26 protein-coding genes are annotated in these 25617 nt (G+C 71.2%); 17 read left to right on the top strand and 9 right to left on the bottom strand.

All coding sequences use genetic code 11. The annotated features are described in order from the left end of the window. The first annotated feature begins 136 nt into the window (after positions 1-136). Genes purM through ACOQFR_RS02935 form a run of 3 tightly spaced genes read left to right on the top strand, consistent with a single transcriptional unit; the run spans position 137 to position 2551 of the window. Entirely contained in the window at positions 137-1171 is a 1035-nt protein-coding gene (gene purM / locus ACOQFR_RS02945; RefSeq protein ID WP_421378338.1) for a phosphoribosylformylglycinamidine cyclo-ligase, read from the top strand. A gap of 4 nt (positions 1172-1175) precedes the next feature. Further along, positions 1176-1835, top strand: a complete 660-nt coding sequence (purN, locus tag ACOQFR_RS02940; protein WP_421378335.1) for a phosphoribosylglycinamide formyltransferase — start codon at positions 1176-1178, stop codon at positions 1833-1835. Between the two features lie 2 nt (positions 1836-1837). After that, a complete protein-coding gene (locus ACOQFR_RS02935; RefSeq protein ID WP_421378333.1) occupies positions 1838-2551 on the top strand; it encodes a DUF3108 domain-containing protein in 714 nt (237 codons plus the stop codon). A 174-nt stretch (positions 2552-2725) separates the two neighbouring features. Here the strand turns inward: ACOQFR_RS02935 and murA are convergent, their stop codons facing one another. After that, positions 2726-3985 (bottom strand): UDP-N-acetylglucosamine 1-carboxyvinyltransferase, encoded by a 1260-nt coding sequence (murA, locus tag ACOQFR_RS02930; RefSeq protein ID WP_421378331.1) that lies wholly within the window; start codon positions 3983-3985, stop codon positions 2726-2728. Positions 3986-3989: 4 nt separating this feature from the next. Then, positions 3990-4223: a BolA family protein gene (locus ACOQFR_RS02925; protein ID WP_421378329.1), complete on the bottom strand. Its 234-nt coding sequence runs from the start codon at positions 4221-4223 to the stop codon at positions 3990-3992. Between the two features lie 71 nt (positions 4224-4294). On the opposite strand from ACOQFR_RS02925, the gene ACOQFR_RS02920 reads away from it, so the two are divergent. The 13 genes from ACOQFR_RS02920 (at position 4295) to ptsP (ending at position 14255) form a co-directional block, all read left to right on the top strand. Next, the gene (locus ACOQFR_RS02920) at positions 4295-5296 is read left to right on the top strand and encodes a KpsF/GutQ family sugar-phosphate isomerase (protein ID WP_421378327.1); all 1002 of its coding nucleotides are present in this window, start codon (positions 4295-4297) and stop codon (positions 5294-5296) included. 8 nt (positions 5297-5304) lie between these two features. Next, entirely contained in the window at positions 5305-5844 is a 540-nt protein-coding gene (locus tag ACOQFR_RS02915; RefSeq protein WP_421378325.1) for a KdsC family phosphatase, read from the top strand. Then, the gene (gene lptC / locus ACOQFR_RS02910) at positions 5841-6398 is read left to right on the top strand and encodes an LPS export ABC transporter periplasmic protein LptC (protein WP_421378323.1); all 558 of its coding nucleotides are present in this window, start codon (positions 5841-5843) and stop codon (positions 6396-6398) included. The genes ACOQFR_RS02915 and lptC overlap by 4 nt, the downstream gene beginning before the upstream one ends. After that, positions 6382-6876 carry a lipopolysaccharide transport periplasmic protein LptA gene (gene lptA, locus ACOQFR_RS02905; RefSeq protein ID WP_421378321.1) on the top strand — a complete coding sequence of 165 codons (495 nt, stop codon included), beginning with the start codon at positions 6382-6384 and terminating at the stop codon, positions 6874-6876. Before lptC ends, lptA begins: the two co-directional genes overlap by 17 nt. Further along, a complete protein-coding gene (gene lptB, locus ACOQFR_RS02900) occupies positions 6876-7595 on the top strand; it encodes an LPS export ABC transporter ATP-binding protein (RefSeq protein WP_421378318.1) in 720 nt (239 codons plus the stop codon). The genes lptA and lptB overlap by 1 nt, the downstream gene beginning before the upstream one ends. Positions 7596-7628: 33 nt before the next feature. Next, the gene (locus tag ACOQFR_RS02895; RefSeq protein WP_421378316.1) at positions 7629-9083 is read left to right on the top strand and encodes an RNA polymerase factor sigma-54; all 1455 of its coding nucleotides are present in this window, start codon (positions 7629-7631) and stop codon (positions 9081-9083) included. A gap of 131 nt (positions 9084-9214) precedes the next feature. Then, positions 9215-9541: a ribosome hibernation-promoting factor, HPF/YfiA family gene (gene hpf / locus ACOQFR_RS02890; RefSeq protein WP_421378314.1), complete on the top strand. Its 327-nt coding sequence runs from the start codon at positions 9215-9217 to the stop codon at positions 9539-9541. Positions 9542-9555: 14 nt separating this feature from the next. Continuing rightward, positions 9556-10029, top strand: coding sequence for a PTS sugar transporter subunit IIA (locus ACOQFR_RS02885; protein ID WP_421378312.1), 474 nt, complete (start codon positions 9556-9558; stop codon positions 10027-10029). A 1-nt stretch (position 10030) separates the two neighbouring features. Next, positions 10031-10981 carry an HPr(Ser) kinase/phosphatase gene (gene hprK / locus ACOQFR_RS02880; protein WP_421378310.1) on the top strand — a complete coding sequence of 317 codons (951 nt, stop codon included), beginning with the start codon at positions 10031-10033 and terminating at the stop codon, positions 10979-10981. Continuing rightward, positions 10978-11853 (top strand): RNase adapter RapZ, encoded by an 876-nt coding sequence (rapZ, locus tag ACOQFR_RS02875; RefSeq protein WP_421378307.1) that lies wholly within the window; start codon positions 10978-10980, stop codon positions 11851-11853. Before hprK ends, rapZ begins: the two co-directional genes overlap by 4 nt. Before the next feature lie 35 nt (positions 11854-11888). Further along, complete coding sequence (locus ACOQFR_RS02870; protein ID WP_421378305.1) at positions 11889-12281, top strand: PTS sugar transporter subunit IIA; 393 nt, start codon at positions 11889-11891, stop codon at positions 12279-12281. Further along, the gene (locus tag ACOQFR_RS02865) at positions 12274-12543 is read left to right on the top strand and encodes an HPr family phosphocarrier protein (protein WP_421378303.1); all 270 of its coding nucleotides are present in this window, start codon (positions 12274-12276) and stop codon (positions 12541-12543) included. Before ACOQFR_RS02870 ends, ACOQFR_RS02865 begins: the two co-directional genes overlap by 8 nt. Continuing rightward, positions 12543-14255 carry a phosphoenolpyruvate--protein phosphotransferase gene (ptsP, locus tag ACOQFR_RS02860; RefSeq protein WP_421378301.1) on the top strand — a complete coding sequence of 571 codons (1713 nt, stop codon included), beginning with the start codon at positions 12543-12545 and terminating at the stop codon, positions 14253-14255. The genes ACOQFR_RS02865 and ptsP overlap by 1 nt, the downstream gene beginning before the upstream one ends. A 9-nt stretch (positions 14256-14264) precedes the next feature. On the opposite strand, the gene ACOQFR_RS02855 is transcribed toward ptsP, so the two are convergent. The 6 genes from ACOQFR_RS02855 to ACOQFR_RS02830 form a co-directional block, all read right to left on the bottom strand. After that, positions 14265-14468 (bottom strand): hypothetical protein, encoded by a 204-nt coding sequence (locus ACOQFR_RS02855; RefSeq protein WP_421378299.1) that lies wholly within the window; start codon positions 14466-14468, stop codon positions 14265-14267. Positions 14469-14592: 124 nt separating this feature from the next. Continuing rightward, a complete protein-coding gene (locus ACOQFR_RS02850) occupies positions 14593-16593 on the bottom strand; it encodes a TIR domain-containing protein (RefSeq protein ID WP_421378297.1) in 2001 nt (666 codons plus the stop codon). A 52-nt stretch (positions 16594-16645) separates the two neighbouring features. After that, positions 16646-17422, bottom strand: a complete 777-nt coding sequence (locus ACOQFR_RS02845) for a dienelactone hydrolase family protein (protein ID WP_421378295.1) — start codon at positions 17420-17422, stop codon at positions 16646-16648. Between the two features lie 74 nt (positions 17423-17496). After that, the gene (murD, locus tag ACOQFR_RS02840) at positions 17497-18876 is read right to left on the bottom strand and encodes a UDP-N-acetylmuramoyl-L-alanine--D-glutamate ligase (RefSeq protein WP_421378293.1); all 1380 of its coding nucleotides are present in this window, start codon (positions 18874-18876) and stop codon (positions 17497-17499) included. Continuing rightward, entirely contained in the window at positions 18857-20215 is a 1359-nt protein-coding gene (murL, locus tag ACOQFR_RS02835; RefSeq protein WP_421378291.1) for a UDP-N-acetyl-alpha-D-muramoyl-L-alanyl-L-glutamate epimerase, read from the bottom strand. Before murL ends, murD begins: the two co-directional genes overlap by 20 nt. After that, on the bottom strand, positions 20208-22826 hold the full coding sequence (locus ACOQFR_RS02830; RefSeq protein ID WP_421378289.1) for a bifunctional aspartate kinase/diaminopimelate decarboxylase: 2619 nt from the start codon (positions 22824-22826) through the stop codon (positions 20208-20210). Before ACOQFR_RS02830 ends, murL begins: the two co-directional genes overlap by 8 nt. 179 nt (positions 22827-23005) lie before the next feature. On the opposite strand from ACOQFR_RS02830, the gene ACOQFR_RS02825 reads away from it, so the two are divergent. Beyond that, complete coding sequence (locus tag ACOQFR_RS02825; RefSeq protein WP_421378523.1) at positions 23006-23890, top strand: PhzF family phenazine biosynthesis protein; 885 nt, start codon at positions 23006-23008, stop codon at positions 23888-23890. Here ACOQFR_RS02825 and ACOQFR_RS02820 read toward each other — a convergent pair. Next, complete coding sequence (locus ACOQFR_RS02820; RefSeq protein ID WP_421378287.1) at positions 23887-25557, bottom strand: amidohydrolase; 1671 nt, start codon at positions 25555-25557, stop codon at positions 23887-23889. The genes ACOQFR_RS02825 and ACOQFR_RS02820 overlap by 4 nt on opposite strands. Positions 25558-25617 lie beyond the last annotated feature (60 nt).

The raw sequence follows: 25617 nt of genomic DNA, 5'->3' as shown, positions 1-25617 counted from the left end.
GTGGTCATGGTGCCGCAAGCGCACCGCAGCCGTCCAACCCGCGGACGGCGCGGGCACGACAGCCAAGGTCGCCGGGCCCGGGCCGCGGGCGCGGGGCGGCTGGTAGAATGCGCGCTTCCCCAGCGCCGGACCCGCCGTGACCACGCCCACTCCCCTCACCTACCGCGATGCAGGCGTTGATATCGATGCCGGCAACGAAGTCGTCGAGCGCATCAAGCCCCTGGTCAAGCGCACCTTCCGCCCCGAGGTGATGGGCGGCCTGGGCGGCTTCGGCGCCCTGTTCGACCTCTCGGGCAAGTACCGGGAGCCGGTGCTGGTCTCGGGCACCGACGGCGTCGGCACCAAGCTCAAGCTGGCCCAGCAGCTGGACCGCCACGACACCATCGGCATCGACCTGGTGGCCATGTGCGTCAACGACGTGCTGGTGCAGGGCGCCGAGCCGCTGTTCTTCCTGGACTACTTCGCCACCGGCAAGCTGCAGGTGGAGACCACCGTCGCCGTGGTGTCGGGCATCGCCAAGGGTTGCGAGCTTTCGGGCTGCGCGCTGATCGGCGGCGAGACCGCCGAGATGCCCGACATGTACCCGCCCGGCGAGTACGACCTGGCCGGTTTCTGCGTGGCGGCGGTGGAAAAGTCGCAGCTGCTCGACGGCGCCAAGGTGCGCGCCGGCGACGTGCTGCTGGGCATCGCCTCCAGCGGCCCGCATTCCAACGGCTATTCGCTGGTGCGGCGCATCTACGACCGTGCCGGCCGTCCCGCCGATCTGGAGGTCGGCGGCGTCCGCCTGGTGGACGCGCTGATGGCGCCCACCACCCTGTACGTGAAGCCGATCCTGGAGCTGCTGCGCGCGCACGACCTGCACGCGATGGCGCACATCACCGGCGGCGGCCTCACCGAAAACATCATCCGCGTCATTCCCGAAGGCCTGGGCCTGGACATCACCGCCTCGGCGATCGTGCTGCCGCCGGTGTTCGACTGGCTGCAGCGCGAAGGCGCGGTGCCCGACGCGGAGATGTGGCGCACCTTCAACTGCGGCGTCGGCTTCGTGCTGGTGCTGGCACCGGGCGACGTGGCGGCGGTGGCCGCGCACCTGGACCGCCTGGGCCTGGCGCACCGCGCGATCGGCCAGGTGGTCGCCGCGCGGGGCGATGAACGCGTCCACATCGGCTGAGCCCATGCTGCGCATCGCGGTGCTGGCCTCGGGCCGCGGCAGCAACCTGCAGGCCCTCGCCACGGCCATCGCGGACGGACACCTGCCGGCCCGCATCGTTGGTGTGTTCTCCGACAAGCCCGCCTGCGGTGCGATCGCGTTCGCGCGCGCGCAAGGCCTGCCCGCGGTGGCGCTGGCGCCCCGCGCCTACCCGGAGCGGGCGGCCCATGATGAAGCGCTGTTCAGCGCGGTGGCGGCCGTTCAGCCCGACCTCATCGTGTGTGCGGGATACATGCGCATCATTGGCGCTGCCGCGCTGGAGCGATTCGAAGCCCGGATGATCAACGTGCACCCTTCCCTGCTGCCCCGCTACCCGGGCCTGGACACGCATGCGCGTGCGCTGGCCGCGGGCGACCGCGAGCACGGGGCCAGCGTGCACGCGGTGATACCCGCACTGGACGCCGGCCCGCTGCTGTCGCAGGTGCGGATCGACGTGCGTCCGCACGACGATGCGGCCTCGCTCGCGCAGCGCCTGTTGCCGCGCGAGCACGCACTGCTGGTCGCCACCGTGGGCCTGATCGCCACCGGCCGCCTGCGCCTTTTCCCCGGCCATGTCGAACACGACGGCCAACGCCTGTCCTCGCCGCTGATGCTGGGCGCCGACGACCGCCTCACCGGAGCCTGACCATGCGCACCCTCATCCTCGCCCTCTCGCTGCTGCTGCCCGCTTCCGCCGCCATCGCCGCGGCGCCGCCGCAGGCCTTCAGCGCCGACTACGACGTGTTCCAGAACGACAAGAAGCTGGGCTCCGGAAGCATCGTGCTGCGCTCGCTGGGCGGCGGCCGATGGGAGATGCAGACCCGCACCGGCGCCACCCAGGGCCTCTACGCCGCCGCCGGCGCGCGCCGCGACGAGCGCAGCGTGCTGTCGTGGAGCGGCCCGGCGCCCGAGACCGTGGAGTACCGCATGCAGCAGAAGGCCGCCTGGAGCGAGCGCAAGCTCGACCTGGTGGTGAGCGCCGCGCAGCGCAGCGCCAACAGCACCTACAAGGGCGAAACCACCCAGATCCCTTACCGTCCCGGCCTGCTGGACAAGCACGGCCTGACGGCCGCGATCATGTCCGACCTGGCCGCCGGCGTGACCGAGGGCCAGGAGCTGAGCTACTACGTGGCCGACCGCCGCGACGCCGAAACCCAGCGCTACCGCGTCGCCGACAACGTGCGCCTGCAGACCGCGATCGGCGTGCAGCGCGCGGTGCGGGTCGAGCGCATCCGCGACGACGGCAACGGCCGCGTCACCAAGATCTGGTTCGCCCGCGAACGCGGCTGGCTGCCGCTGCGCATCAAGCAGTACGAATCCGACGGCGAAACCCTGGACATGCGGATCACCGCGATCCGGTAGAAAAGATTGGCCGCGGATTTACGCGGATAAAAGCCGATAAATGCCGATAGTGCAGAAACGAAAAGGGGTTGCGTTCAGAACGCAACCCCTTTCCTCGTTCCACCAACCCGACAGTGACTCATCCGCTCTTATCGGCTTTTATCCGCGTAGATCCGCGGCAAGAGCTCTCTACAATCAGGTCGGCAGGCGGCGGATCTTGGCGCCCAGCGTGCCGAGTTTTTCTTCGATGTTCTCGTAGCCGCGGTCGATGTGGTAGATGCGGTCGACCACGGTTTCGCCGTGTGCGACCAGGCCGGCCAGCACCAGCGAAGCCGAGGCGCGCAGGTCGGTGGCCATGATCGGCGCGCCGGTCATGCGCTCGACGCCGCGGATGATGGCGGTGTTGCCCTCCACCCGGATGTCGGCGCCCAGGCGCGAGAGCTCGTTGAGGTGCATGAAGCGGTTTTCGAAGATGGTCTCGGTGATCACGCCCACGCCTTCGGCAACCGTGTTGAGCGCCGCGAACTGCGCCTGCATGTCGGTCGGGAACGCCGGGTACGGCGCGGTGGTCAGGTTGATGGCCTTGGCGCGCTTGCCGCGCATGTCCACCTCGATGGTGTCGGCGGTGGTGTTGATGTGCGCGCCGGCCTCCTCAAGCTTCACCAGGATCGCGTCCATGGTGTCGGCGCGGGCCTTCTTCACCATCACGCGGCCGCCGGTCATGGCGCCGGCCACCAGGAAGGTGCCGGCCTCGATGCGGTCGGGCAGCACGTCGTAGTGGATGCCGTTGAGGCGGTCCACGCCGTGCACGATGATGCGGTTGGTGCCGGCACCCTCGATGCTTGCGCCCATGGCGATCAGGCAGTTGGCCAGATCCACCACCTCGGGCTCCATCGCGCAGTTCTCCAGCACAGTGGTGCCCTTGGCCAGCGCGGCGGCCATCAGCACGTTCTCGGTGCCGGTGACGGTGATCATGTCGAACACGTAGCGGCCGCCGCGCAGGCGCTCGGCCCGGGCCTTGATGAAGCCGTTCTCGACCGTGACCTCGGCGCCCAGCGCCTGCAGGCCGCGGATGTGCTGTTCGACCGGGCGCGAGCCGATCGCGCAGCCACCGGGCAGCGACACTTCGGCATGGCCGAAGCGCGCCAGCAGCGGGCCCAGCACCAGGATCGAGGCGCGCATGGTCTTCACCAGCTCGTAGGGCGCCACGGTGCTGGTGATGAAGCGCGGGTCGGCGGTGATGGTCAGCTTTTCGTCCACCATCAGCTGTACGCCCATCGCGCCCAGCAGCTCCATGGTGGTGGTGACGTCGTGCAGGTGCGGGACGTTGCCGATGGAGATCGGGCCGTCGGCCAGCAAGGTGGCGGCCAGGATGGGCAGCACGGCGTTCTTGGCGCCCGAGATCTGCACTTCGCCGCTGAGCGGCTCGCCGCCGGTAATGACAATCTTCGCCATGTTGTTATTTTTCTGCTTCTTCAGGGGTCAGGGTGCGCAGGGCCAGGGCGTGGATCTCGCCGCCCATGCGATCACCCAGGGTGGCGTAGACCATGCGGTGGCGGGCCAGCGGAAGCTTGCCCCGGAAGGCCTCGGCGACCACGGTGGCTTCGAAATGCACGCCGTCGTCGCCCTGCACCTGGGCGCGGGCACCCGGCAGGCCGGTCTGGATGAGGTTCTGGATGATGTCGGGAGTCATTTCGGACGCGGCGCGGGATGCCGCGCAGGCCTTACAATAAGGCCCCGCATCATACTCCCAACGCCCCCCGCATGAATGCTCCCGCCCCCGCCCTGCCGGTCTCGGACGATGCCCTGATCGCCAGCGGCCGGACCGTGGTCGCGGTCGAGACCCAGGCCCTGGACGCCCTGCAGGCGCGGCTGGGACCGGATTTCGCCGCCGCCTGCCGGCTCATGCTGGCCTGCCGGGGCCGCGTGGTCTGCACCGGCATGGGCAAGTCCGGGCACATCGCCCGCAAGATCGCCGCCACCCTGGCGTCCACCGGCACCCCGGCCTTCTTCATGCACCCGGGCGAGGCCAGCCATGGCGACCTGGGCATGGTGACCGACGCCGACCTGGTGCTGGCCCTGTCCAATTCCGGCGAGACCGACGAGATCCTGGCCATCGTCCCGGCGCTGCGCCGCCAGGGCAACCTGATGGTGGCCATGACCGGCCGGCCCGCATCCAGCCTGGCCCGCCTGGCCGACCTGCACCTGGACGCCAGCGTGCCGGCCGAGGCCTGCCCGCTCAGCCTGGCCCCGACCTCCAGCACCACCGCCGCGCTGGTGCTGGGCGATGCGCTGGCGGTGGCGCTGATGGAGGCCCGCGGCTTCACCGCGGAGGATTTCGCGCGCTCCCACCCCGCCGGCACGCTGGGCCGCCGGCTGCTGCTGCACATCCGCGACATCATGCATTCCGGTGACGAGGTGCCCCGCGTGCCCGCCGACGCCAGCGCCACCACCGCCCTGCTCGAGATGACGCGCAAGCGCCTGGGCATGACCGCGGTGGTGGACGCCGACGGCGTGCTGCAGGGCGTGTTCACCGACGGCGACCTGCGGCGCGCGCTCGACGACGAAGTCACCGACCTGCACGCCACCCCGGTGTCGAAGCTGATGGGCCGCTCGCCCAAGACCATCGGGCCCGATGCGCTGGCGGTGGAAGCCGCGCACCTGATGGAAGAGTTCAAGATCAGCTCGCTGGTGGTGGTGGATGGCGCGCGCCGCGTGGTCGGCGCGCTCAACATTCATGACCTGTTGCGGGCGCGGGTGGTCTGATCCCGGCCATGGAACCGCATTCCCCCGACCTGCTGGCGCGCGCCGGCCGCGTGCACCTGGCCTGCTTCGACGTGGACGGCACTCTCACCGACGGCCGCCTGATCTACGACGCGCACGGCGGCGAGTCCAAGGCCTTCCACGTGCTCGACGGCCAGGGCCTGCGCCTGCTCGAGGACCACGGCATCAGCGTGGCCCTGATCACCGCCCGCCAGAGCCCGGCGCTGCTGGCCCGGGCGCGCGACCTGCGCCTGCAGCTGGTCCACACCGGCGTGAAGGACAAGGCCGCCTGCCTGCGCCAGCTCTGCCAGGACCTCGGCCGCGACCTGCAGGACGTGGCGCACATGGGCGACGACCTGCCCGACCTGCCGGCGCTGGCCCTGGCCGGCCTGGCCGCGGCCCCGGCCAACGCCCACCCCTGGGTCGCCGAGCGCGTGCACTTCCAGACCCGCGCCCGCGGCGGCGAAGGCGCCGTGCGTGAACTGTGCGACCTGCTGCTGGAGGCGCGCGGCCTGCGCGCCGCCGTGCTCGGCCGCTTCGGCGCGGCATGAACCGCACCGCGCTCAACGCCGTGCTGATGGCCTCGGCCATCGTGCTGGTCAGCCTTGCCGTGTGGCAGTGGCGCCTGCGCCAGGTGCCCGAGGTCGAGCCCGCGCAGCGCTCGGACTACATCCTGCGCAACTACGAGCTGACCACGCTGGGCCAGGAGGGCAACGAAGCCTTCACCGTGCGCGGGCCCTACCTGCAGCGCGACATCGGCGGCAAGAGCCTGAGCCTGGTGCAGCCGCGTTTCTCTTTCCCCGACAGCACCGGCGGCCGCTGGTCGGCGCGCTCGGACAAGGCCTGGGTCAGCCCCAAGGCCGACCAGGTGCACCTGATCGACGCGGTCAGCATGGTCGGGCCGCCCGGAGAGGGCGGCCGCCGCACCACGTTCGCCACGGAACGCCTGACCGTGTTTCCCGACACCAACACCGCCAGCAGCGACGAGCGGGTGACCGTCACGCAGGGCGACTCTATACTCCAGGGCAGCCGCCTGCGTGCGGACATGAAGGCCAAGCGCTATCAACTCAAGGATTCGAAAATCCGCCATGCGCCACGCACTTAAGTTCAGCCTCCTGATCTGCGCCCTCGCCGCCGGGCTGGCTTCGGCCAAGTCCTCCGACCGCGAGCAGCCGATGGACATCGATGCCGACAACATGGACGCGTTGCTGAGCGACGACAGCGTGTCCACGCTCACCGGCAACGTACGCATCCGCCAGGGCAGCCTGGAGGTGGACGCCGACAAGGCCGACATCCACCGCAAGGCCGGCGAGATCGACCGCATCGTGCTCACCGGCGGCCCGGCGCGCCTGGCCCAGGTGTCGGACACCGGCGAACCGATGACCGCCACCGCGCGCGAGATCGTCTACACGATGTCCAGCGAGATCATGGTGCTCACCGGCAACGTCGTCGTCGAGCAGCCGCGCGGCAACCTGCGCGGCGAGACGGTGAAGTACGACATCAACACCGGCCGCCTCGACGGCGGCGGCGACGGCAAGCGCGTTTCGATGCGGATCCTGCCCAAGACGACCCCGAAGAACTGATGCTCACCGCGGCGGGGCTGGCCAAGCGTTACAAGTCGCGCGATGTGGTCCGCGACTTCGGGCTGAGCCTGCGGCCGGGCGAGGTGGTGGGCCTGCTGGGCCCCAACGGCGCCGGCAAGACCACCTGCTTCTACATGATCGTGGGCCTGGTGGCGGCCGATGCCGGCCAGATCCTGCTCGACGGCAAGGACATCACCGCGCTGCCCATGCACGAGCGCGCGCGCCGCGGCCTGGGCTACCTGCCCCAGGAAGCCTCGGTGTTCCGCAAGCTCACCGTGGCCGACAACATCGCCGCCGTGCTCGAGCTGCGCCCGGACCTGGACGCCAACGGCCGCGCCCGCGAGCTGTCCGGGCTGATGGAAGAGCTGCAGGTCGGCCACGTCGCCGGCCAGCTGGGCGCGAGCCTGTCGGGCGGCGAACGCCGCCGGGTCGAGATCGCCCGGGCGCTGGCGGCCAATCCCCGCTTCATGCTGCTCGACGAGCCCTTTGCCGGCGTCGACCCCATTTCGGTGGGCGAGATCCAGAAGATCGTGCGCCACCTCAAGCAGCGCGGCATCGGCGTGCTGATCACCGACCACAACGTGCGCGAGACCTTGGGAATCTGCGACCGGGCGTATATCCTCAACGCTGGCACGGTACTTGCTCAGGGTTCGCCCGAGGACGTCCTGGCCAACCCCGACGTGCGGCGTGTCTACCTCGGCGAAGCCTTCCGCCTGTAGCCGCGCCGGCGCCGCCGCCCCCCGCAGAGCGAAATGAAGCCCACCCTCCAGACCCGGCTTGGCCAGCAACTGTCCCTGACGCCCCAGCTGCGCCAGGCGATCCGCTTGCTGCAGCTGTCGTCGGTGGAGCTGGAGACCGAGCTCAACGAGGCGCTGGAAGCCAACCCCCTGCTCGAGCGCGAGGACGAGGCCGAGCCCGGTCCCGAGGGCGATGACAGCTTCATCGCGCCGTCCGACGCCGACAAGGCGCCCGAGGCCGCCCCCGCGGAAGCCGCCTCCGACAGCCCCGACAGCGACGACTACGACCCGGGCGAAGGCCCGGAGTGGTACGAATCCACCGCCGGCGGCCAGGAGCGCCGCGGCAGCGGCGACGACGAGCACGAGGACTTCACCGCCGCCGCCCCCGTCAACCTGCATGACCACCTGCTGTGGCAGCTGCAGCTCAGCCATTTGGGCCCGCGCGACCTGGCCATCGGCCAGGCGGTGATCGAGGCCATCAACGACGACGGCTACCTGCTCGGCCCGATCGAGGACATCCAGGCCGCGCTGGCACCGGAGATCCTGGCCGAGCCCGCCGAGATCGAGACCGTGCTGCGCATCGTCCAGCACTTCGACCCGGTCGGGGCCGGCGCCCGCAGCCTGTCCGAATGCCTGTGCGTGCAGCTGAGCCTGCTCAGCCCCGAGACCCCGGGGCTGGCCCTGGCGCGCGAGGTCTGCCGCAAGCACCTGGACCTGCTGGCCAGGCAGGGTCCGGCCCGCCTGGCCGCCCACCTGGGCCAGCCGGCCGACGAGATGGACGTGGCCGTGGCCCTGCTCAAGTCGCTCGACCCCAAGCCCGGCGCCCAGGTCAGCGCCGGCGAGGCCGAATACATCGCTCCGGACGCCATCGCTTACCGCCAGGGCGGCGTCTGGAAGGTGCAGCTGGCCGCGGGCAGCCAGCCGCGCCTGGGCATCAACCGCCACTATGAAAGCCTGATCGGCAAGGCCAGCCGCGAGGACGACAGCTACCTGCGCAGCCAGCTGCAGGAGGCCCGCTGGCTGATCAAGAGCCTGGAAACCCGCGCCGACACCCTGGTGCGGGTGGCGCGGGCCATCGTGCGCCAGCAGAGCGGCTTCCTGGACCACGGCCACGAGGCCATGCGGCCGCTGACCCTGCGCGAGGTCGCCGAAGAGCTGGACCTGCACGAGTCCACGATTTCCCGCGCCACCACCCGAAAGTACCTGCGCACCCCGCGCGGCACCTTCGAGTTCAAGCACTTCTTCAGCTCGGGCATCGCCACCGACCACGGCGGCTCGGCCTCGGCCACGGCCATCCAGGCCATGCTGCGCAAGCTGATCGACGCCGAGAACCCCCGCGCACCGCTCTCGGACCAGCGCCTGGCCGAGATCCTCAAGGGCGAGGGCATCCCCGTGGCCCGCCGAACCGTGGCAAAATACCGGGAAGCGATGAACATCTCCGCGTCCAACGAACGGCAGCGGCTGGCTTGAGGCCTTCTTCCATGCCCGGTGCCCGGTCGCGCCCCTTCGGCGCATTTCAACCCCTTCTTTACGATGCGGTCACGGCACGTTGCCCTTGACCGTGTTTTGCTGTGCGTGACCCAAACAGGAGGATCGTGATCATGCGGATCGACATCAGCGGCCACCAGATCGACGTCACCCCGGCCCTGCGCGACTATGTGCAGGACAAGTTCGCCCGCGTTGCCCGCCACTACGACCACCACCTCGACGCGCGCGTCATCCTTTCCGTGGACAAGCTCGACCAGAAGGCCGAGGCCACCCTGTCCACGCCGGGCCGCACCCTGTTCGCCGACGCCGTCGCGCCCGACATGTACGCCGCCATCGACCTGCTCTCGGACAAGCTCGACCGCCTGCTGGTGAAGCAGAAGGAAAAGATGACCGACCACCACCGCGGCGAATCGGCCGCCCGCTCCGACAGCTTCGGCTGATAACGGCACGCCCCATGCACCTGCTAGACCTGCTCTCGCCGGCCCGCGTCCGGGCCAACGTCGTCACCAGCGGCAAGAAGCGCCTGCTCGAGCAGCTGGCCGGCGCCCTGGCCGAGGGTGCCGACGGCGAGGGCGAACGTGGCATCTACGACAGCCTCTGCAGCCGCGAGCGCCTGGGCAGTACCGGCCTGGGCCACGGCGTGGCCATCCCGCACGGCCGCAGCCCGCGGCTGGTGTCGGCCACCGGCGCCTTCCTTCGGCTGTCCGAGCCGGTGGACTTCAATGCGCCCGACGCACGGCCGGTGGACCTGGTGTTTGCGCTGGTGGTGCCCGAGACCTACGCCCAGCAGCACCTGATGCTGCTGGCCAACCTGGCCGAGATGTTCGGCGAGGAAGATTTCCGCACAAGGCTGCGACAGGCCCCGGACTCGGCGGCGCTGTATGCGCTGCTGTCGGAGTGGCAGTCGCGGCATCCGGCGGCGGCCTGACATGATCGACCGCCTGCGCGCCCGCGAGCTGTTCCAGGAACTCGGCGAGCGGCTGCAGCTGCGCTGGCTGGCCGGACAGAAGGGCGGCGAGCGCGTGATCGAACGCGGCGAACACCTCTCCCGGCGGCCCTCGCTGGCCGGTTACCTCAACGTCATCCATCCCAACAAGGTGCAGATCGTCGGCTCGGCCGAGCTGGCCTGGCTCGACGGCCTGGACGCGCGCCAGCGCTGGGAAGTGCTGCAGAAGATCATGGACGCGCGCCCACTGGCCATGGTCATCACCCAGGACCAGACCTGCCCCACCGACCTGCGCGACGCCGCCGAAGAATCCGACACGCCCCTGTGGGTGTCGCCGCGCCGCGGCTACGAGCTGCTCAACCTGCTGCAGTACCACGTGGCGCGCTCGCTGGCGCCGCGCATCACGCTGCACGGCGTGTTCATGGAGATCTATTCAATCGGCGTGCTGGTCACCGGCGACTCGGGCCTGGGCAAGAGCGAACTGGCGCTGGAACTCATCAGCCGCGGCCATCGCCTGGTGGCCGACGATGCGCCGGAGTTCACCCAGATCGCGCCCGACGTGCTCGACGGCACCTGCCCCGACCTGCTGCAGGACCTGCTGGAAGTGCGCGGTCTGGGCGTGATGAACATCCGCCAGATGTTCGGCGACACCGCGGTGAAGAAGAACAAGTACCTGCGCCTGGTGGTGCACCTGGTGCGCGCGCAGGAACCGTCCCAGGAAGCCATGGCGCGCATCACCGGCGAGTCCGGCAGCCGCCGCGTGCTGGACCTGGACGTGCCGGTGGTCGAACTGCCGGTGGCCGCCGGCCGCAACCTGGCCGTGCTGACCGAGGCCGCGGTGCGCCTGCACTTGCTGCGCAGCAAGGGCATGGACCCGGCCGCCGCCTTCCTGGCCCGGCACAGCGAATTCCTGCTGCAGGGCGAACTGCCGTGACCGATGACGCCCGCCCGCTGCTGATCGTGGTCAGCGGCATGTCCGGTTCGGGCAAGTCGGTGGCGCTCAATACGCTGGAAGACCTGGACTTCTACTGCACCGACAACCTGCCGGCCGAGCTGCTGCCGCAGTTCGTGCGCAGCGTGGCCAGCGACGAACGCGGCCGGCGGCGGCTGGCGGTGGGCATCGACGTGCGCAACCGCACGCCGGACCTGGCGCGCATCCCGGAATGGCTGTCGGAAGTGGGCGAGCTGGGCTTCGACCACAAGCTGGTGTACTTCGACACCCGTGACGAGGTGCTGCTCAAGCGCTATTCCGACACCCGCCGCAAGCATCCGCTCAGCCACGACGGCCTGCCGCTGGCCGACGCGATCCGGCTCGAGCGGGAACGCATGCGGCCGCTGCAGTCCATCGCCGACCTGGTGATGGACACCTCCGAGCTCAACGTGCACCAGATGCGGCGGCAGGTGATCACCGAGCTCGGCATCGGCGCGCACCGGGGCATGTCGGTGCTGTTCGAGTCCTTCGCCTACAAGCGGGGCGTGCCAGCCGACGCCGATTTCGTGTTCGACGCCCGCGCCCTGCCCAACCCGCACTGGAACGCCCGCCTGCGGCCCCTGTCCGGGCGCGACCCGGCGGTGCGCGAACACCTGGATCAGGACCCGGTGGTGCAGGCCTTCGCCGACCAGGTCACGGCCTTCCTGGGCACCTGGATCCCGCGCTTCGACGCCGAGACCCGCAGCTACCTCACCATCGCCTTCGGCTGCACCGGCGGACGGCATCGCTCGGTCTACCTGGCCGAGCACCTGGCCGCGCACTTCCGCATGCTCCGGCCGGAAGGCATCTTCACCTACCACCGCGAACTGGAGTAGTGCGGGCGCGCGACGCCGTCTGATAAGGTTTCGCCATGTCCGTGGGCATCCTGCTGCTGAGCCACCAAGGCGTCGGAACCCCGCTGCTGGCCGCGGCGCGCCGGCTGCTGGGCGCCCTGCCCCTGGCCACCGAGGCCTTCGAGGTGGACTGGGACGCCGAAGCCGACGGCCAGCTGCCGGCCGCCAGCGCCGCGCTGCGCAAGGTCGAGGGAGAGGCCGGCGTGCTGATCCTGGTGGATCTTTACGGTGCCACGCCCGCCCGCGTGGCCGAAAAACTGTCCCGGCTCGGGACGCCCACCCACCGCGTCAGCGGACTGTCGCTGCCGATGCTGCTGCGGGTGCAGAACTATCCCGAGCAGGATCTGGACGAACTCGCGCGAACGGCCGCCGCCGGCGCGCGTAACGGGGTGGTGATCGACGATGCTTGAACGCGAACTGCAAGTGAGCAACCGCCTGGGCCTGCATGCGCGGGCCGCCGCCAAACTGGTGCAGCTGCTGTCGGGCTTCCGCTCGCAGGTGACGCTGACCGGCCGCGGCCGCGAGGTGAACGCCAAGAGCATCATGGGCGTGCTGCTGCTGGCGGCTGCGCCAGGCGCCACGCTGGTGCTGCGGGCCGAGGGCGATGACGAGGCCGCGGCCGTGGCCGCCGCGGCCGCGCTGTTCGAGCGGCGTTTCGACGAGGACGACTGATGCGGCGCGCCCTCACCGCCGTGGGGGCCGCGCGCGGCATCGCGCTGGGACGGGTGCGCGTGCGGCATCCGCAGGCGCTGGCCGTGGCGGAAACCCGCATCCCCGCCGAGGCGGTGCCCGACGAGATCCTGCGCCTGCACCGCGCCCTGGACACCGCCCGCGCCGAGCTGCATGGGCTGCGCGACCGCCTGCATGGCGCGCTGGCGCAGGAGGTGGGCGAGTTCCTCGACCTGCACGTGCTGATCCTGGACGACCCCGAGCTGCTGCACGGCCTGGACGACCTGGTCAGCACCGGACGCTACAGCGCCGACTACGCGCTGAAGCTGCAGCGCGACCGGCTGGCGGCGGTGTTCGAGGGCATGCACGACGACTATTTCCGCAGCCGCCGCGAAGACCTCGACCATGTCATCGGCCGCGTGCACGCCGCGCTGCAGAACCGCGGCGACGACGCCGCCCACGGCCTGGCCGGCGAGATCCTGGTCTGCGAAGCCGTCGCCCCGTCCGAGCTGGCCGAGCTGCAGGGCCAGGGCGTGGTGGCCATCGTCGCGGCCACCGGCAGCCCGCTTTCGCACAGCGCCATCCTGGCGCGCAGCCTGCACCTGCCGCTGGTGCTCGGCGCCGGCGAACTGCTGGCCCTGGCCAACGACGGCGACGCGCTGATGGTGGACGGCGGCACCGGCGAGCTGGTGCTGGAACCCGATACCGACGACCTGCACCGCTACCACCGCCGCCGCGCCGAGCTGGGTCGCGAACAGGCGCAGCTGGCCCGCCTGCGGCGCCAGCCCACGCGCACCCAGGACGGCGTGGACATCCGCCTGTACGCCAACGCCGAATCCCGCGAGGACGTCGCCGAAGCGCACGCGCTGGGCGCCGATGGCATCGGCCTGTACCGCACCGAATTCCTGTTCCTGCAGCGGCGCGAGCTGCCCGACGAGAACGAGCAGTTCCTGGCCTACCGCGACCTGGTGCTGGGCATGGCCGGGCGCGTGGTCACCATCCGCACGCTCGACCTGGGCGCCGACAAGGCTGACCACACCGGGCTGACCCTGCGCAGCGAACCCAACCCGGCCCTGGGCCTGCGCGGCGTGCGGCTGTCGCTGGTGCACGAGGCGCTGTTCCTGACCCAGCTGCGCGCGATCCTGCGCGCCGCGGCCTACGGTCCCGTGCGCGTGCTGGTGCCGATGGTCTGCAGCCGCGAGGAAATGGTGTCGGTGCTGGCGATGCTGGAGAAGGCGCGCGCCTCACTGCGCGCCGAAGGCCTGCAGGCCGGCGAGCGCGTGGAGCTGGGCGCGATGATCGAGGTGCCCGCGGCCGCGCTGGGCTTGGCCGACTTCATCGACCTGGTGGACTTCGTATCGGTGGGCACCAATGACCTGGTGCAGTACCTGCTGGCGGTGGACCGCGGCCACGAGTCGCTGGTGTCGCTGTACACGCCGCGGCATCCGGCCCTGCTGCGCCTGCTGTCGGAACTGTTCGCCTACGGGCGGCGCAACGGCATCCCGGTGGCGGTCTGCGGCGAAATGGCCGGCGAAGCGGCCAACGTGCCGCTGCTGCTGGCGCTGGGGCTGCGCGATTTCAGCCTGCACCCTTCCACCCTGCTCGAGGTGCGGCGTGCCATCCGCGAAGCCGACCTGGCCAGCCTGCGCCGGCGCGCGCAGTCACTGCTGCGCGCGCACGACCGGGCGGGCATCGAGAAGTGGCTCGCCCGCTGAAACGGTGAATCAGTCGTCCCGCGCCGGGCCGACCTTGTCACCGCCCGACGGCGGCGGCGGAGGCGGCGGCGGGGGCGGCGGCGGAGGCGGCGGAACGTCCTGGTCCTGCGGGTCCGGCTCGGGGTCGGCCTTTTCCGGCGAGGAACTGCAGCCGGCCAGCAACAGGGTTCCGAACAACAGTGACGCCACTACGACCGCTTTGGGTTTGCGCATGACCAAGCTCTCCGGTTGATTGCCGCCCGATGGGTGCCCTGCGTGCCGTCGCGCCACCCCATGTGTGACGCACGTCACATTCTGTGCCTGTGGGCTGGTGGCCACAAGCGACGCCGCAGGGGGCTCAGGCGGGGTCGAAGCCCAGGCTGTCGAGCAGGCCGGCCAGCCGGGCATCGTCCCGCAGCGGGTCCAGGAAGGGGTCGTTGCGGGAATACACCAGGCCCGAGTCGCCCTTGGCGCGGGCGGCGGCCAGCGCCTGCAGCGCGGCCTCCCGCTCGCCGCGCTGGGCCAGCACCTGGCCCTGCTGGTAAAGCACCCGGTCGCCCAGTTCGCTGACCATCTGGTCGAACAGCGCGCGGGCGTCCTTCGCCCGGCCCAGCCGCTGGGCCACGATGGCCAGCCCGGCCAGGCGGAAGTCGGCGATCGGCTCGGCGTCGTATTCGGCCCGCGCGGCGTCCAGCGAGCCCAGGTTGACCAGCGCGTCGCCCAGGGCGCCGTGCGCGCGGGACATCTTGGGATTCATCGCCAGGGCCTTGCGCACCGGCGCCAGCGACGCCTCGAAGCGCCGGGCGGCGTACTCGATCGAACCCGCCGCGCGGTGGATCAGCGGATTGAGGCTGTCGCGCGCCAGCGCGCGCTGCATCGCCTGCGCGGCTTCGGCGTGGCGGCCGGTGCGCGCGCAGTACTGCGCCCAGCGCGCCTGCACCGTCGCCTCGCCTGCGCCCAGGGTGTTGGAGCGTTCGAACGGGACGCGCGCCGCGCGTGCATCCAGCCGGCCCTGGAACAGCGCAAAGGCCAGCGTCGAATGCGCCACGGCGAACTGCGGTGCCAGCGACACGGCGGTTTCCGCCGAAACAATGGCCTGGTCATACATCGCTGCGGTCTGGCCCACCTTGCCGTAGACGTTGGCGATCGAAATCAGCGAGCGCGCACGCGCCGCGTGCGCCGCCGCGTAGCGCGGGTCGAGCGCGATCGCCGCATCGAACTGCGCCAGCGCGGCGAGCTCGGAGGCTTCGTCGGCGCTGAGGTCGTACAGGGCCTGGCCGCGCAGGTAGGCATCGAAAGCCTCCACCGACCGGGTGCCGCCGGAGGCCGCACGCTCGGCCTCGGGATCGGGCGCGGCGCCGCCCTCCGGGCCGACCTGGGCCGCCAGTGCGGTGGCCACGGCATTGGCGATTTCGCTCTGCACCGCGAACACGTCGTCGATGCGGCGCTCGAAGATCTGACTCCAGCGGCTGAAGCCGGTGCGCCCGTCCACCAGGTCGGCCGCCACCCGCACGGTGTCGCCGGCCCAGCGCACGCTGCCGTCGAGCAGGTAGGACACGCCCAGCTTGCCGGCAATGCCCACCGCGTCCTCTTCGCGCGCGCGGAACTGGCCCGAGGACGACTGCGCCATCACCTGCAGTTTGAGGTTGCGCGCCAGCGTCGCCCGCACTTCCTCGGACAGCCCGTCGGAAAAGTACGCACGCGCGGCATCGCCGCTGATGTTCTTGAAGGGCAGCACCGCGACGCTGGTGCCCGAAGGCGCGGCCTGCCCGGCGAACCAGCCACGACGCCAGGCCACCACGCCGCCGCCAGCCGCGAGCGCCAGCGCAGCCGCGCCGCCGATAAGCACCCGGCGACGGCCGGCCTGCGCCGGAGCCGGCAACGGGGCGCCCGCGCGCGGCGCCGGCACGTCGCCGCGGGCGGGCGCCGGCTCGCCGCGCAGGATCGATTGCACCGCGCGCACCACCGCGGCCACCGCCGCAGGATCGGCCGGGCCGCTGCCGGCCGGCAGGGCGATGGACTGGTATTGCCGGAACCCCAGCGGCGGCAGGGTGCCATCGATCGAGACCGGCACCAGCTTGCGCAGGTCGCGACCGTGCCCCGCTTCATCCAGCACCCAGTCCGAGGCCACCGACGTGGCCGACCACAGCACCACCACGGCGTCGCTGGCCAGCAGCGCGGTCTCGATGGACTTGGCGAAGGACGCGCCGCCTTCGATCAGGCTGTCCCACCAGACCGTCAACCCGGCCTGCCCGAGGGCGTCGGCCACCTGGCGCGCGCGCGCCTGGTCGGCGCGGCTGTAGCTCAGGAAGACCGAGCGTGGCGCGGCCGGATCGGGTGCGGCTGGGTCCTTGGACATGCTTCCCCGCGACGTCCGTGGAGGTCAGCCACCAGCTTACGACAAGCGCGGCTCAGTCGCCGAAGCGCTCGTCGAAGAAGCTTTCCATGGCCGCGTAGGCGCGCTTGGCCGCGCGCGGCTCATACAGGCAGCCCGGGCTGTTGGCGTCGGCTTCGGCGAAGCAGTGCACCGCGCCGCTGTAGTTGACGAACTGCCAGTCGGCCTTGGCCTGGGTCATCTCGGTCTGGAAGGTGGCGATCTGCTCGGCCGGCACGTAGCTGTCGTCGGCACCGTTGAGCACCAGCAGGCTGGCCTTGACCTCGCCCGCCCTGGCGGGGATCGAGGTTGCCAGGTTGCCGTGGAAGCTGACCACGCCGTCGATGTCGGCGCCGCTGCGCGCCAGGTCCAGCGCCACCGCGCCGCCGAAGCAGAAGCCGATCGCGCCGATGCGCTGGTCGTCCAGCGGCGTGCGCGGCTGCAGCGACTTGAACGCGTCCAGGGCGGTGTTGATGCGGCCGCGCAGGGCGTCGCGGTCGGCGTACACCGCGCCCGCCATCTTGCCGGCCTCGTCGGTGTTGGCCGGACGCGCGCCGCGGCCGTACATGTCCACCAGCAGCACCACGTAGTCGTCGCCGGCGATTTGCTTGGCCTTCTCGATCGCGGCATCGTTCACACCCATCCAGTTGGGCACCATCAGCAGGCCCGGACGGCGGTCGGGGGACACGTCGTCGTAGACCAGGTAGCCGTCGAACTCGACGCCGCCGTACTGCCAGCTGGTGAGTTCGACGACGGGCTTGGCGGAGGCGGCGGCGCTCAGGCCGAACAGGGCAAGGGCAAGCAGAGTGCGCATGACGGAGGCCTTGGTTGGAGGGACGGCTGATTCTAGTCCTCGCCCGGCGCCGCGGCGTAGTCGCCGCGTGAGCCTCAGGCGATGCCCAGGCCGGGAATGGCGCTGATCTGCTCAGGGTCGTAACCGGCGGCCTTGGCGAAGTGGCGTCCGCGCTCGACGTAGTCGCGGTAGCGCGGGAAGCTGGGGGCGCCCGGCGACAGCAGCAGCACGCCGTCGTTGCCCAGTATCTGCAGGGCGCGCTTCACCGCCTCGTCCATCTCGCCGCCCTCGATCAGCGCGAAACGGTCGCCCAGCGACAGAGGCTTGAGCTTCTCGTACACGCGCGCGCCGTTCTGCCCCATCGTCACCACCGCCGTGACCGGCTCGGCGGCCAGCCGCTCGGCGAACACGCCCCAGTCCAGGCCCCGGTCGTAGCCGCCGACCAGGATGGCGATGCGCCGGCCGCGGAAGCAGTCCAGCGCGGCGATGGCCGACTGCGGCGTGGTGCTGATGGAATCGTTCACCGCCTGTACGCCATTGCGCAGGCCCAGGGATTGCAGTCGGTGCGGCAGCGGCCGGAACGACAGCGCAGCGGGCGCCAGCGCCGCGGCATCCAGGCCGATGGCCTCGGCCGCGGCCAGCGCCGCGCAGAGGTTGAGCCGATTGTGGCGGCCGGGCAGCGGCAGCCCGCGGGCATCCAGCACCCGGCGCTCGCCGCGGTACACGCTGCCTTCGCGCAGGTGCCAGCCATCGGCGTGGTTGAACCACAGCACGCGGGTGGCGGCCGGCACGTCCAGTTCCACCAGGCGCGGGTCGGCGGCGTTGAGCACGGCCACGCGCGGTGCGGCGCGCCTCACCAGGGCCAGCTTGTCGGCGTAGTAGCGGGCCTCGCTGCCGTGCCAGTCCAGGTGTTCGGGAAACAGGTTCAGCACCACGGCCACGTCGATGTCGCTGACCTCGCCGGTCTGGTAGCTCGACAGCTCGATCGCCCAGACCTCCGGCGGCGGCTGCACGTCCATCAGCTCGAGCATCGGCATGCCGATGTTGCCCGCCAGCGCGGTGCGTTTTCCGGCCGCGCGCAGCAGGTGGGCCAGCAGCGCCGTGGTGGTGGATTTGCCCTTGGTGCCGGTGACGCAGATGCGGCGGCCCACGGCCGGCTCGGCGAACCACAGGCCGCTGGCGCTGACGAAGCGCACGCCCTCTAGCGCGGCATCGGCCGCAGGCGAGGCATAGGGGCTGATGCCGGGCGACTTGATCACCACGTCGTGGCGCGCCAGGGCCTCGGCGTCCACCGCGATCTCGATGCGCAGGGCCGGGTCCTGCATTTCCTCCAGCGCCGTCGCCTCGTCGGGTGAACAGAACACCGTCACCGGCTGGCTGGGCAGGTTCCAGCGCAGGGCAGCCAGCGCGGCGCGGCCCTCGCGGCCGTAGCCCCAGATCGCAACCCGCTTGCCCTCAAGCTCCGAAATGCGCACGCAGCCGCTCCCACAGCCCGTCCGGAATGCCGTGATCATCCGAGGGTTCGAGCAACGGCGCCAGTCCCCGTTCGCTGGCGTCGAGCTGGGGCCGGATCTCGCGCGCGTAGCGCTTGACCAGCGCGTCCTCGCGCCAGGCCGGGCTGTCGGCCAGGGCGTCCATGGCCGCGCGCGATTCGCGACCTTCGCCCACGCATTCGAACGGCTTGTGGTCGCGGTATTCCAGCAGCGCGTCGAAACCGGGCGCCTGTTCGGGCTCATCCAGCAGGTTGCGGCCGAAGATGCCCATCAGCCGCGGCTTGGGCATGAACGGTGCCAGCGCCAGGAATACGAAATGGCACTTTGGGCAGATGCCGCACCAGCGCTGCGCCGGGCGCTCGCCCAGCAGGTGGAAGTTGCGGTTGCAGCTGGAGAAGTGTTGGTCGTAGTGGTGCAGGCGCGCGAACTGCCGCGCCACCGCCAGCTCCGAGTACGGCCGCAGCAGGGAGTAGTAGTGCAGGTCCGGGTGGATCGCGCGGCGCACGTGCGCGGCGAACTGCCGCTCGAAGTCCCAGCCCTTGGACCACTGGTGGTTCACTTCGCCAGTGCCCGGAATCAGGCTGCCGTAGCTGGCAGAGCGCTCGTTGGAAAACACCACCTGGCCATGGTCGGTGAGCAGCGCCGCCAGCACCAGGATGGCCGAGTTCACCGCGGTGACCGGGATGTGGCCGTTGAGCGCGCCCTGCTTGTTGTATTCGAACAGCAGCGGCGAAAGACTGCGGGTGGCATTGAGCGTCGGCAGGCCGGTGCGGTCGGCGCAGGCGCGGATCAGGGGCGAGCTGCCGACCCAGGCTACGGTCTGCGCGACGCCGAGGCTGCGCAGCGCTTCGATCGAGACCAGGGAATCCTTGCCGCCGCCAATGGCCACCAGCGCGCGATCCGACAGCACTGCATCGGGCTCTCTCGCGGCATCACCCGGGGTCGTGCCGGGGAAATGGATCTTCCCGCGCAGGGCGAGGCCATTGCGGTAGGCGAACTCGCCCAGGCCGTTCTCGTAGACGGATGTCAGCAGTGCGGCGGTCTCCGCATCGATGTCATAGCCTTCGATGCGGATCTCCGGCGGCACCGCCGCCTTGTAGTAGCTCACGCCGGCCACCAGGTGCAGCAGGCGCAGCGCGCGCTGCACGGCGGCAGCGCGTGCCGGCGACAGCATGAACGGCGCGACCGGGAAGCGCACGGTCTCCACCAGCACCGGGCCGGCATCGAAGGCGTATTCGAGCTGCGCCTCGCCGGTGGCCGGATCGAAGCGGCAGTCCAGGAAACGGAAGGCGCGGATCGCCGCGCGGTCGAAGTCAGTCATCCAGCACGTCCTCCTGCGGCAGCTCGCGCAGGTTGTAGCGGTTGGCCATCACGGCGCCGTAGGCGCCGGCGTGCCCGACCAGCAGCAGGTCGCCCTCGGCGGTGGTTTCCGGCAGCGGCCGCTGGCGGCCGATCACGTCGCTGGTTTCGCAGATCGGGCCGACCACTTCGCAGGGCTCGCCCGGGGCGTCGGACAGGCGCGTGAGGTTCACGATCTCGTGCCAGGCGTTGTACAGCGCCGGACGCAGCAGCGCGTTCATGCCGCCGTCGGCGCCGACGCGGCGGATGCCCTGCTTGTACGTCACCTGGGTGACCGAGAGCAGCAGCGCGCCGGCCTCGGCCACCAGGTAGCGCCCAGGCTCGATCCACAGCGCGAACTGGGGATAGGCCGCCTTCACCTCGGCCAGGGCAGCCGCGTAGGCCGCCACGTCGAAGGGTTCGGAGTCGGGGTCGTAGGCCACGCCCAGGCCGCCGCCGACATCAATGAAGCCCACCGTGCCGATGCCTTCGGCCAGCGCCGCAAGCTGGGCGTAGACGGTGTGCCAGTGCTGCGCGTCGAGGATGCCGCTGCCGATGTGCGCGTGCAGGCCGACGATACGGGCCCCGGCATCGCGCGCCGCGGCCATGAAGTCCGGCAGCGCCTCGGCGGCCAGCCCGAACTTGGCGGCCTTGCCGCCGGTGCGCACCTTTTCATGGTGGCCGCTGCCGAAGCCCGGGTCCACGCGCAGCACGATGTCGCGGCCCTTGAACAGGTCCGGCCACTGCCGCAGCGGCGTCGTGCTGTCCAGGGTGACGTGCACGCCCAGCGCCATGGCGTGGGCGTACTCGGCCTTTGGCGCGAAGCTGGGGGTGAACAGCACCCGGTCGGGCGCAAGCTTCGGCAGGGAACGATGCAGGTGCTCCAGCTCGCCCTGCGACACGCATTCAAAACCAAAGCCCTCGGCCTCCAGCACGCGCAGCACCAGCGGATGCGGGTTGGCCTTGAGCGCGAAGAAGCGCCGGTCCACCGCTGCGATGGCGTCCAGCTCGCGCGCGCGGTCGCGCACCGTGGGCAAGTGGTAGACGTAGCGCGGCGTGCCGGCGCGCGCCGAATGCCGCAGGCGCTCGTGCGCGGCATGCCACCATGGCGTCGGCCGCGCCACGCCGGGCCGGTCGATGCGGCGCCAGCTGGGACCAAACACGGCACCTTCGGTCACCGGCATCGCGCCCGACTGCGCCAGCAGCGCATGCAGGCGCGGCAGCATGCCCTCGGCCAGGCCCTCGTCCACCACGAAGGTGAGGTTGAGGTCGTTGGACGACTGCGAGATCAGGTGCACGCGCTCGCGGCCGAACTCGGCCCAGACGTCGGACAGCTTGTGAAGCAGCGAGCGCATGCCCCGGCCGACCAGGGTGATGGCCGCGCAGGGCGCGATGACCTTGACCCGGCAGACCTGCGCCAGGTCGGCGCACAGCGCGTCGAGCACGTTGGTGTTGACCAGGTTGTCGCTGGGATCGAGCGAGACGGTGACGTTGGCCTCGGACGAGCCGATCAGGTCGATGGACAGGCCATGCGACTTGAAGCGCTCGAACACGTCCGACAGGAAGCCCACCTGCTGCCACATGCCGATGGTTTCCATCGACACCAGCACGATGCCGCGGCGCGAGGAAATCGCCTTGACGCCGGGGATCGTGGTGGCCGAGGAATCGATGACGGTGCCCGGCATGTCCGGCCGCTCGGTGTCGCGGATCCAGATCGGTACGCGCGCCTCGCGGCAGGGATGGATGCAGCGCGGGTGCAGCACCTTGGCACCGGTGGTGGCGATTTCCTGCGCCTCTTCGTAGTCCAGCCGCGACAGCAGGCGCGCATCGGGCACGGCGCGCGGATTGGCGCTGAACATGCCGGGCACGTCGGTCCAGATCTCGACCCGGCGCGCGCCCAGCAGTGCACCGAAATAGGCCGCCGAGGTGTCGGAGCCGCCGCGGCCCAGGATGGCGGTGCCGCCGTCGGGCGCACGCGCGATGAAGCCCTGGGCGATCCTCAGTGCCGGGCCGGCGCCGGCGAAGCGGGCCCGCAGCCCGGCGTCGCCCTGGTAGTCGCAGGAGGCGGACAGCCGCTTGCTCCACTCGCTCTGGTTGGGCAGCGAGCGCGCCTGCAGCCAGTCGCGCGAGTCCACCCAGCCCACGTCCAGTCCCTGCGTACGCAGGTAGGCGACGCCCAGCGTGGACGACAGCAGTTCGCCCTGTGCCAGCACGTCGGCCTGCCAGCCCATGTCGGCGCGATCGCGCCGGCCGTCGTCGCCCAGGGCACCCAGGGCGTCCAGGCGCGGCGCAAGTACGGCGGTATCGAGCGCCAGGTCGGCGCAGAAGGCCAGGTGGCGCCGCACCAGGCTTTCGATGCGCTGGCGCGTGCCTGCGTCATCGGCATGGCCATCGCAAACCGCCTGCAGTTCGTTGGTCACGCCCGAGAGGGCCGACACCACCACCAGCACGCGGGCGCCGGTTTCGTCGGCCCGCTGTTTCATCAATTTGCCGATCGTGTCCCAGCGGTGGCGTCGGGACACGCTGGTGCCTCCGAACTTCAGGACGATCCAATCCGGTGCGTCGGCACCGGCGGCAGGCGCGGCTGGGCTCATGGTCAGGGCAGGAAAGAAGGGAAGGCCGCGCCGGTGCGCGGCTTCGCCCAGTGTAAACGAAGCCGCCCGCGGCCGGCTCGGCGCGCTTGGAACCATCGGCCATGAGCTTGGAAGCGCGCGGCGCTGGGAATGCGTGGCGCCGCCCTGATAACCTGCTGCGCCCACCGGGCAGGACGCCCCTGATGACCCGCGCCTTCGTACAGCTCGATGTGTTCGCCGCCAAACCCGGCGATGGCAACCCCCTGGCCGTCGTGCTGGACGCGGCCGGCCTGGACGACGAGGCCATGCAGGCGATCGCACGCTGGACGCGGCTGCCGGAAACCACTTTCCTGCTGCCGCCGTCCACGCCCGAAGCGAGCTACCGGCTGCGCATCTTCAGCCCGCGGCGCGAAGTCCCCTTCGCCGGCCACCCGAGCATCGGCAGCGCCCATGCGGTGCTCGAGGCCGGACTGGCCGTGCCGCGCGACGGCCGCCTGGTGCAGGAATGCGCCGTGGGCCTGCTGCCGATCGCCGTGCGCGGCGACGGCGCCACCCGCCGCCTCTCGGTGCGTGCGCCGCGCGCCCGGGTGCTGGAGATCGGCCAGCCCGACGATCCGCGGCTTGGCGCTGCGCTGGCCGGCATCACCGCCGGCGCCTTGCCACCCGTGCTGATGGACGGCGGCCGCCGCTGGTGGCTGGCCGAACTCGAGGACGAGTCCGCCGTTCGCGGCCTGGTGCCGCGCTGGGACGCGGTGTCGGCACTGGCCCGCGACCACGAAGCGATGGGCCTGTGCGTGTTCGCGCGCTGCCGCGACCGCGACTACGACCTGGTGGTGCGTGCCCTGGTGGGGCAGCCGGCGCAGGTGGAAGACGCCGCCTCGGGCGCCGCCAACGCCACCCTCGCGGCCTGGCTGCACTTGAGCCAGGCCCTGCCCGGCCGCGAGGGCGCCTACGTCGTCAGCCAGGGCCGCGAAGTCGGCCACGACGCGCGCCTGGAACTGCACGTGGATGACCAGGGCGAAGTCTGGTCCGGCGGCATGGTGCAGACCGTGGTGCGCGGCACCCTCGACTGGCCGGCCTCCTAGTCCGCGCTCGCCGGGCGCGTGTAAACCACTTCGCCGTCCACCCAGGTCGAGACCACGCCCAGGTCCAGCAAGGCGGCGGGCTCCACCGCCAGCGGATCCGCATCCAGGATCACGAAATCGGCGCGCAGGCCCGGCGCCAGGCGCCCGAGCTCGTCGTCGTCGAACGCGGCATGGGCCGCACCCCTCGTGAAGCCTTCCAGCGCCTGCGCCGCGGTCAGCGACTGGCCCGCGAGCCAGCCGCCCTCGGGCTTCCCGGCGCGGTCCTGACGCGTCACCGCCGCGTACAGGCCCAGGCGCGGATCGGCCGATTCGACCGGAAAATCCGAGCCCAGGGCCAGCGGCACGCCCTGCTTGCGGAAGGTCTGCCAGGCGTAGGCGCCGTCCAGCCTCACCGGGCCGACGCGGTCTTCGGCCCAGGGCATGTCGGAGATGGCGTGCGTGGGCTGCATCGAAGCGATCAGCCCAAGCGTGGCAAAGCGCGCGAAATCCGCGGGCGCCACCACCTGCGCATGCTCCACGCGCCAGCGCAAGGCGGCCGGATCACGGCCCGCCTGCTGCGCGGCGTAGGTATCGAGCACGATGCGGTTGCCGCGATCGCCGATGGCATGGCTGGCCGGCTGCAGTCCGCAGCGCGCCGCCTTGGCCACCGCCGCCGCGTAGGCCGCCGGTTCGGTCACCAGCAGGCCGCGGTGCCCCGGCTCATCGCTGTAGTCCTCCAGCAGCGCCGCGCCGCGGCTGCCGAGCGCGCCGTCCACGTACAGCTTCACGCCGCGCATCGCCAGGCGACCCTGCGGGTGTTCGTAGGGACCCATCGCGCAAAGCGCGGCCAGCGCCGGCCGGTCGCCATCGGCATAGGCGCGGATGCGCAGCGGCAGGCGGGCTTCATCGGCGAAGCGGCGCATCAGGGCCAGGTCGTCCAGCGACACGCCCATGTCGTGCACACCGGTCAGGCCCTGCGACACGGCATGCGCCAGCGCGCGCGTCAGCGCCTCGGCGCGCGTGGCCTCGTCGGGCACGGGCACCGCGGCATCCACGAGGGCGGCGGCGGCATCCACGAACACGCCGGTGGCCTGGGCCTGGACGCGCAGGATGCGCCCGCCTTCGGGCTGCCAGTCGCCCGACAGGTCATGCTCGACGCTGCGCATCGCCGCGCTGTTGGCCCAGCCCGCGTGGCCATCCACGCGCTCGAGCCAGACCGGCCGGTCGGGGAAGGCCGCATCGAGATCCGCCGCGGTCGGGAAGGCCCTGTCCGGCCAGTCGTTCTGGTCCCAGCCTCTGCCGAGCAGCCACGCGCCCGGCGGCAGGCTGCGCTCGAACGCCTGCAGGCGACGGATCACGTCCTGCTTGCTGTCGGCACCGACCAGGTCGGCGCGCATCAGCGCGAAACCCAGGTTCATCAGGTGGCCGTGGGCATCGATCAGGCCGGGCACGACGGTGCGACCCCCGGCCCGCGTGACCGGCACCTGCGGGTAACGCCGCTGCAGTTCCGCCGAGCTGCCCACCGCCAGCACGCGCCCCTGCGCATCCCACGCCACCGCTTCGGCCACCGGCCGCGAGGCATCGCCGGTGTGGATGCGCGCGTCCACCAGCAGGCCGGGTGATCCCGCACTCACGGCGGGCGCACACAGCGCGGCGGAAACAAGGACGGCAAGGCGCAGGGTCGGCATGGTGGGCTCCCGGAAGTGCGCCCTACCCTACCGGCAATCGCGTGGTCCCGAAACGGAGAA

This window comes from Arenimonas sp. MALMAid1274, assembly GCF_049195245.1.
GTDB lineage: Bacteria > Pseudomonadota > Gammaproteobacteria > Xanthomonadales > Xanthomonadaceae > Arenimonas.
The sequence above is the reverse complement of the archived record's forward strand: the minus strand, read 5'-3'. Positions and strand labels throughout refer to the sequence as shown.